This window comes from Trinickia sp., assembly GCF_036503415.1.
Lineage (GTDB): Bacteria > Pseudomonadota > Gammaproteobacteria > Burkholderiales > Burkholderiaceae > Trinickia.
In genome coordinates, this window is sequence record NZ_DASXWY010000068.1 from 22,040 (window position 1) to 29,223 (window position 7,184).

The window sequence follows — 7,184 nt, forward strand, 5'->3', positions numbered from 1 at the left end:
GATGAGCAACAACAAACGGTGGGGTCGTTCGCTGCAGTGGATCGTCTCGCTCGCGATGTCGGTCCTCGCGCTGGGCGCATGCAGCTCGATCAGGCAAACCGCTGCGCCGGCACTCGGCGTGCAGGATTCGATCGCGGTCGTGCCGATGGTCAACTATACGGAGACGCCGGCGGCGGGCGGCAACGCGGCGGCTATCGCGGCGGGTGTGCTGCGCACGAACGGATGGAGCGATGTGCGTATCGCCCCCGCCGACGAATCGTCGAGCGCGATGTTCGATACCGCGCAGCGCGAGAACGGCGAAAAGAAGCTGGCCTGGGCGCGTGAGCAGCACGTCAAGTACGTGCTGAGCGGCGCCGTCGAAGAGTGGCGCTACAAGACCGGCGTGGACGGCGAACCCGTTGCCGGCGTGACGCTCGAGCTCATCGATACCGCCTCGGGCCGCGTGGTCTGGAGCGCGACGGGTACGCGCACGGGATGGAGCCGCTCGAGCCTCTCGGGTGTAGCGTCGACGTTGATCGGCGGCTTGCTCTCTCCGCTGCGTCCGCGTTCGTAAGTCCATACACGGATCAGGAGCCGATCGTGAACACCGTCAGCCCATCGCATGCGGGCAGCTCATCGAAGCCGCGTCATTCGAACCCCTTCGGAAATCTCGGGCGTTTCCGCCGCTTCGTCGCACCGGCCGTCGCGCGGCCGCTCGCGATCGTGGAGACGGTCGCGTTCATGCTCGTGGTGCTGGTACTTGCGCGCGTCATCGCGCCCGAGGATCCGTTGCTTGCCCATGCCGGCTTCGGCTGGCTGTGGATCGCGCCGCTCATCGTCGCATTGCGTTACGGCACGCTGCTCGGTCTTCTGGGCGGCGCGATGGTGACCGGGGCCGCGATGTTCGACGCGCATACGTTCGAAGCCGCCTGGCAGACGCCTTTTCTACTGGGTGGTCTCGTCCAAACGATCGTCGCGGGCCACTTCGGCGATACCTGGGGCAATCGCGCCGCGCGCGCCAGTGCGCTCAACGATTATCTGAACGATCGTCTGGTCGCGTTGACGAACAGCCACTACTTGATGCGCCTGTCGCACGAGCGGCTCGAAAAAGATCTGTTGACCAAGCCGACCACACTGCGCGACGCCATCACCGAACTTCGACGCCTGTCGGTCACGCGCAGCGCCGAGGGCGAGATGGCCCGGCCCGCCGCTACTGATGGTAAAAACGCGGCGATCGTCGGTGCGCAAGCGCTGCTCGAGTTCGTGGCACAGGCTTGCCAGATCGACGTGGCGGCGCTTTATCCGGTCGAGAAGGGCCATCTGGCCAGCCGGCCGCTCGCGACGATCGGCGATTCGTTCGAGCTCGACGGCCACGATCCGTTGCTCGTGCGCGCGCTCGAGAGCAAGCACATCGCGCATGTGCACGGCAACGAAGACAACGCCGTGACCCGGACCGGGCTCGTCGTATGCGCGCCGCTCGTGGCGGCCGACGGCAGCATGCCTGCGATGCTCGTGATCAAGCGGATGCCGTTCCTTTCGCTCAATTTCGAAAACCTTCAGTTGCTGCTCGTGATGCTCGGCTACTACGCCGATGGCGTCGAGCATGTGACGCTCGTGGACAGCGTGTTGCGCGACGTGCCGGCGTGCCCGGTCGATTTCGCGCTCGAGCTCGCGCGGCTTTCGCGGCTCGAACGCGAGTGCGGGATTGCATCGTCGCTCGTCGCACTGGTGTTTCCGCGCGACGAAGCCGGCGATTCGCTCTATGAACACGTGCTGCGCCGCCGGCGTTCGCTCGATCTGATCTGGCCGCTCAGGACCCCTAACGAATCCGTCATCGTCAATCTGATGCCGGCGACCGACGGCACGGGCGTCGACGGCTACCTCGCGCGCATCGAGGGCAGCCTCGAGGCCCAGTTCCGCGTCGACTTCGAGGCGGCGCGCATCGGCGTGCATACGCTGCATCTTGCCGATGGCGAACCGGGCCGCGCGCTCGCGCGCTTTTTGAAACGAAGCGGCATCGATGGCTAAGACCACTTCCCTTTCGCGCACGCTTTGCGCCGCGGCACTTGCGGTGACGGCGGCGCTCGAGTTCTTCCTGGGCTGGCGCGTGATCGCGGATGGCCAGAGCCTGTCCGTGCTGCCCGATCCGTTCCTCACGCTGGTCGCGCTCACGTTCGGCTTCGGCATCGTCGAGGCGTGGCTCGTGCGTGCGATTTTGCCGGCCGCCTATCGCGAACCGCGCGGTTGGACGCTGTTGTGGCTGTGGCTCGCATGTTCGCTCGTGCCCGTGCTCGGCGGCCTCGTGGTGCTCGTGGGCTGTATCTGGGCGGCCTGTTTTCCGGCCGAGGACACCTCGCGGCGCTATGGTGAAGTGGCGCGCCCGCAGTTCGTTTCCTATCTGATCTCGCGCGTCTCGCATGGGGGCGGCGCGCGTTTGCAGGCGCGGCTCATCAACACACGCGTCGCCGCGCAAGACAGATTGTCGGCGCTCGTGGCGATTCAGGGTATGCCGACGCGCACCACTGGAGCGCTGTTGCGCGAGTTGCTCGCCGACCCGATCGAGGACGTTCGCCTCATTGCGTACGGGGCGCTCGATCGTGCGGAGAACGAGATCATGCAGCAGATCTTTCGCACGACGAAGCTGCTCGAGCAAACGCCTGAAGGCGCACGGCACGAGCGTCATGTCATGCACCGCCAACTGGCCGAGCTCTACTTCGAACTGATCTATCAGAACCTCGTACACGGACCGGTTTACCGCCATACGCTGACACAGGCCGATCAACATGCCCAGGCGGCGCTGGCGATAGACGACAGCGACGCCGCGCTCTGGTTGATTCGCGGCCGCGTCGCGCTCGTCAGCAACAATGCGGAAGAAGCGGGGCGCTACATCGACTGGGCACAGACGCGCGGTTTCCCGCGCGAGCGGCTCGTGCCGTGGCTCGCCGAAATCGCCTATCTGCGCGGCGAATACGCGCGCGTTGCCGAGCTGCTGGGTTCGCTCGGCAATACGGCGGCCGTACCGATACTCAAACCCCTGGTGCGCTACTGGTCATGAATTCGTCATTGCTTCGTCGTGCGGCCGATGCCGACGTCTGCCTGCTGCTCGAGGGCACGTTTCCCTATGTCCGCGGAGGGGTGTCGAGCTGGGTCGACGGCATGATCCGCGCGTTCCCCGATATTCGCTTTGCGATCGCATTCATCGGCAGCCGCAGGGAGGATTATGGCGATCCCGCATTTGCGTTGCCCGAGAACGTCGTTCACTTCACGGAGCAGTTCCTCTACGAGCAAAAGCCTGCCGACAATGAGACGGCTCATGAAATCGCAGGCGATGCGGATGCCTTCGCGCACTCTGCGCGGCTGCATGCGGCGTGGCGTTCGGCGGACGCGGCGGACGGCACGGCGCTGATGACGGAGGTCGCGAAGCTGATCGGCGACGATGGCCCGCTCAACGAAAAGGCGTTTCTGTCGAGCCGCGCGTCTTGGAACTACATCGTCGATCAATATCGGGAAAACTGCACGGACCCGTCGTTCACGGATTACTTCTGGACGGTGCGGATCATGCACCAGCCGCTGTGGCAGCTCGAGCGAATGGCGCGCACGTTGCCGCCGGCGCGCATCTACCACACGATATCGACCGGCTATGCCGGTTTTCTCGGTACGTTGCTGCACTACCGGACCGGGCGTCCCCTGATCGTTTCCGAACACGGCATCTACACGAAAGAGCGCAAGATCGATTTGTTGCAAAGCGATTGGATCAGCGATAACCGCGGCGCCTTCGAAAAGGACGTCTCGAAGATCAGCTATTTCCGCGAGCTGTGGGTGCGCTTTTTCGAAGCGCTCGGACGCTTGTCGTACGATGCGGCCGATGAGATCGTGGCGCTTTACGAAGCCAATCGAAAGCGCCAGATTGCGGACGGTGCCAACGCGGCGATCACACAAAACATCCCGAACGGCGTCGATGTGAAGTCTCTTTCGACGTTGGTCGAGCGCCGCTCGACGGGCAAGCGGCGTGTCGTCGCGCTCGTCGGGCGCGTCGTGCCGATCAAGGACGTAAAGACGTTCATCCGCGGCATTTTCATCGCGTCGCGGACGATGCCCGATATCGTCGCGTGGATCGTCGGCCCTGAAGAAGAGGACCGCGACTATGCCGAGGAGTGCCGCGCGCTCGCGCAAAGCCTCGGGTTGGCCGATCGTATCGAATTTCATGGGTTCAAGCGCATGGACGAGATGCTGCCGTCCATCGATCTGATTGCGCTTACGTCGATCAGCGAGGCGTTGCCGCTCGTCGTGCTCGAAGGGTTCGCCGCGGGCGTGCCGGCCGTGACGACCGACGTCGGCGCATGCCGTCAATTGATCGAAGGCGACGGAGCCGAAGATGCCGCGCTCGGGTCCGCCGGCGCGATCGTGCCGATCGCCAATCCGGCGGCGTTCGCCCAGGCCGTGCTGGATATGCTGGGCAACGAGGCGCAATGGGAGCGTGCGCAGCAGGCGGCCATCGCTCGCGTGCACCGGTTCTATACCAAAGAGAAGATGATCGAGCGATATCGCGCACTGTATGAAAAGCTGCGCACCCTGCCGGAGCGCGAACGGCGCGGGCTGGACAAAGCCAAGGGTTGCCCGATGCATGCGGGCGGCGCGGCTCACGCGCCATCGTCCACTTCGTCGACACCGGGAGCGCGCTGATGGCTGGTATCGGGTTCGAACTGCGCAAGATATTGAAGGGCGATACGCTCGCCGGTGCGGCGCGGGCATATGCCTACGCGGGTCTGATCAGCTCGGGTCCGCTCATTCTGTCGATTCTGGGCATCCTGATCATTGGCCTGATGAGCGTCGGCTACACGATTCCGCGTTACGCGATCGTGCAGTTCCAGGTTTCGGTCACCTATCTGATCGCATGCAGTCTGATCGTCACCGGGCCGTTGCAGCTTTCGTTCACGCGCTTCATCTCCGATCGCTTGTTCGAAAAGCGCGACGATCTCGTGCTATCGACGTATAACGGCGTGGTGCTTCTCTCGAGCGCCGCGTCGGGCCTGGTCGGTCTGCTCGCTGTCGGCCTCGCGTTTCGCGGCGAGCCGCTCGCTTATCGGATGCTGATGGTGGCGGGCGGTGTGGTGATCAGCAATATCTGGGTGGCCGTCATTTTCCTGTCGAGCGTCAAGCAGTACCGGCAGATCTTGTTCGTGTTCGTCCTCGGTTACGCGTGTACCGTCGTCTTTTCGTTGCTGCTCAACCGGCAAGGTATCTCGGGTCTGCTGGGCGGCTTCGTGGCGGGGCACGTGGTATTGCTGGCCGGACTGTCCGGCCTCATTTATCGCAACTACCGCAGTCCCCGGTTCATTTCGTTCGAGATGCTGGACCGGCGCTTCGCTTATCCGAGTCTTGCGCTCGTCGGGCTGTGCTTCAACGTCGGCGTCTGGCTCGACAAGTTCATGTTCTGGTATGCGCCGAGTACGGGCGCGCAAGTCATCGGTCCGCTGCACGCTTCGGTGATCTATGACATTCCCGTGTTCATGGCCTATATTTGCGTGATGCCGGGTATGGCTGCGTTTCTCGTGCGCATCGAAGCCGATTTCGTCGAATACTACGATGCGTTTTATGAAGCCGTGCGACGCGGCGCGACGCTGAGGCATATCAACGATATGCGCGACATGATGGTGACGAGCGTGCGGGCGGGCTTGTTCGAAATCGTCAAGATCCAGACGGTCGTGCTGCTCTTCGTCGCGGTGTTCGGGCCGCGTCTGCTTCAGGCGCTGCATATTTCGACGCTTTACATGCCGTTGCTACTGATCGACGTCATTGCGGCGAGCCTGCAGATTCTTTTGCTGGGGATCCTCAATGTGCTGTTCTATCTGGACGAGCGCCGTGTCGTGCTGCGCATTTGCGTGGCATTCGTCGCGCTCAACGGAACGCTGACGGCGATCACGCTCTGGATGGCGCCCGATTATTACGGCTATGGGTTCGCGTTGACGCTGCTGATTCTCGTTGCCGTGTCCGTGCTCGCGCTCGATCGCATCTTCGGCCGCCTCGAGTACGAGACGTATATGTTGCGCAACTGAGGCGAGGGTTCATGCCGGGACGAGTCAATCGAGGGCTGACGCGAGCGTTGGCGGTGCTCGTTTCGTTCATGGCGGCACTCACGCTTGCACCGACGCGTCAGGCACACGCCGAGGATCGCCGTATCGGCGAGCCCCGCTTCGATTCCGTGGCGTTTTTTTACGGCGATCGTGTGCCTGTCGATCGCCTCTCGCATTTCGATGTAGTCGTGGTCGAGCCCGATGCCGCATTCGATCCGCGAGAGCATGCCGGCGCTGGGCCGCAATGGTTCGCGTATGTGAGCGTCGGGGAGGTATTGGCGAATCGCAATTATTTTTCCGCCATGCCGCGACGTTGGCTGACCGGGCGCAACAAGGACTGGGACTCCGCGATAGTCGATCAGTCGGCGCGCGGGTGGCCAGCATTCTTCGTCAGACACGTCATTACGCCGCTCGCGCAACGCGGGTTTCGCGGCTTTTTTCTCGACACGCTCGACTCGTACCAGCTGATTGCCAAGAACGAGCATGACCGCGCGCGGCAGCGTGCCGGCCTCGTCGCAGTGATTCGCGCGATCAAGAAGCGCTATCCCGATGCGCATTTGATTTTGAATCGCGGCTTTGAAATATTGCCCGAGGTGCACGATCTTGTTTCGGCGGTGGCATTCGAATCGCTTTACGGCCGCTGGGATCAGGGCAATCGCCAGTATGGCGAGGTGCCGCAGGCGGACCGGGACTGGCTGCTGGGGCAGGCGAGGGCGGTTCGCGACCGATACGGGTTGCCTGTCGTCTCGATCGATTACTGCCCTCCCGATGAGCCGGCCCGCTGCCGCGAAATCGCGCGGAAAATCGCGGCCGATGGTTTCGTGCCCTATGTGACCGATGGGGGATTGCAGACGGTCGGTGTGGGGCCGGGTGAGGCTGCGGCGCAGTAGCCCCTCTTCTCAGACCAAGCCTCGCAAGATTCAGAAGTTGTTTGAGTGTGAAACTCCAGGTGTAGTCCTCCGTACCTGCGGGACTCTCCAAAAATGAGTAAATGATATTGCGAGTCATTCTCATTTGCGTTAAGGTTAACGATAAGCGAGCTCGAACGAGAGCACGTTTCGTCAACACTCAACAACAACACCGTCGAACAATCATGTCATTTCGGCCTCGCAGCGCTGCCGTTCGGTCTAT

The 7,184-nt window shown here is 62.8% G+C and carries 6 protein-coding genes; all 6 read left to right on the top strand.

Features of this window, described 5'->3' with window-relative positions:
• Position 1 precedes the first annotated feature (1 nt).
• Genes VGL01_RS09560 through VGL01_RS09585 form a run of 6 tightly spaced genes read left to right on the top strand, consistent with a single transcriptional unit; the run spans position 2 to position 6,943 of the window.
• Entirely contained in the window at positions 2–553 is a 552-nt protein-coding gene (locus tag VGL01_RS09560) for a penicillin-binding protein activator LpoB (RefSeq protein WP_331568691.1), read from the top strand.
• 26 nt (positions 554–579) lie between these two features.
• Positions 580–2,007 (top strand): PelD GGDEF domain-containing protein, encoded by a 1,428-nt coding sequence (locus VGL01_RS09565; protein WP_331568693.1) that lies wholly within the window; start codon positions 580–582, stop codon positions 2,005–2,007.
• Complete coding sequence (locus VGL01_RS09570; protein ID WP_331568695.1) at positions 2,000–3,034, top strand: hypothetical protein; 1,035 nt, start codon at positions 2,000–2,002, stop codon at positions 3,032–3,034. Before VGL01_RS09565 ends, VGL01_RS09570 begins: the two co-directional genes overlap by 8 nt.
• Positions 3,031–4,662: a GT4 family glycosyltransferase PelF gene (gene pelF / locus VGL01_RS09575; protein WP_331568697.1), complete on the top strand. Its 1,632-nt coding sequence runs from the start codon at positions 3,031–3,033 to the stop codon at positions 4,660–4,662. Before VGL01_RS09570 ends, pelF begins: the two co-directional genes overlap by 4 nt.
• Positions 4,662–6,035, top strand: coding sequence for an exopolysaccharide Pel transporter PelG (gene pelG / locus VGL01_RS09580; protein WP_173255665.1), 1,374 nt, complete (start codon positions 4,662–4,664; stop codon positions 6,033–6,035). Before pelF ends, pelG begins: the two co-directional genes overlap by 1 nt.
• A gap of 11 nt (positions 6,036–6,046) precedes the next feature.
• Positions 6,047–6,943, top strand: coding sequence for an endo alpha-1,4 polygalactosaminidase (locus VGL01_RS09585; RefSeq protein WP_331568699.1), 897 nt, complete (start codon positions 6,047–6,049; stop codon positions 6,941–6,943).
• Positions 6,944–7,184: the final 241 nt, after the last annotated feature.

Excerpts from the sequence above, each read along its gene's own strand:
- VGL01_RS09560 (WP_331568691.1), top strand. The coding sequence starts at position 2 with ATGAGCAACAACAAACGGTGGGGTCGTTCGCTGCAGTGGATCGTCTCG.
- VGL01_RS09570 (WP_331568695.1), top strand. The coding sequence starts at position 2,000 with ATGGCTAAGACCACTTCCCTTTCGCGCACGCTTTGCGCCGCGGCACTT.
- pelF (WP_331568697.1), top strand. The coding sequence starts at position 3,031 with ATGAATTCGTCATTGCTTCGTCGTGCGGCCGATGCCGACGTCTGCCTG.
- pelG (WP_173255665.1), top strand. The coding sequence starts at position 4,662 with ATGGCTGGTATCGGGTTCGAACTGCGCAAGATATTGAAGGGCGATACG.
- VGL01_RS09585 (WP_331568699.1), top strand. The coding sequence starts at position 6,047 with ATGCCGGGACGAGTCAATCGAGGGCTGACGCGAGCGTTGGCGGTGCTC.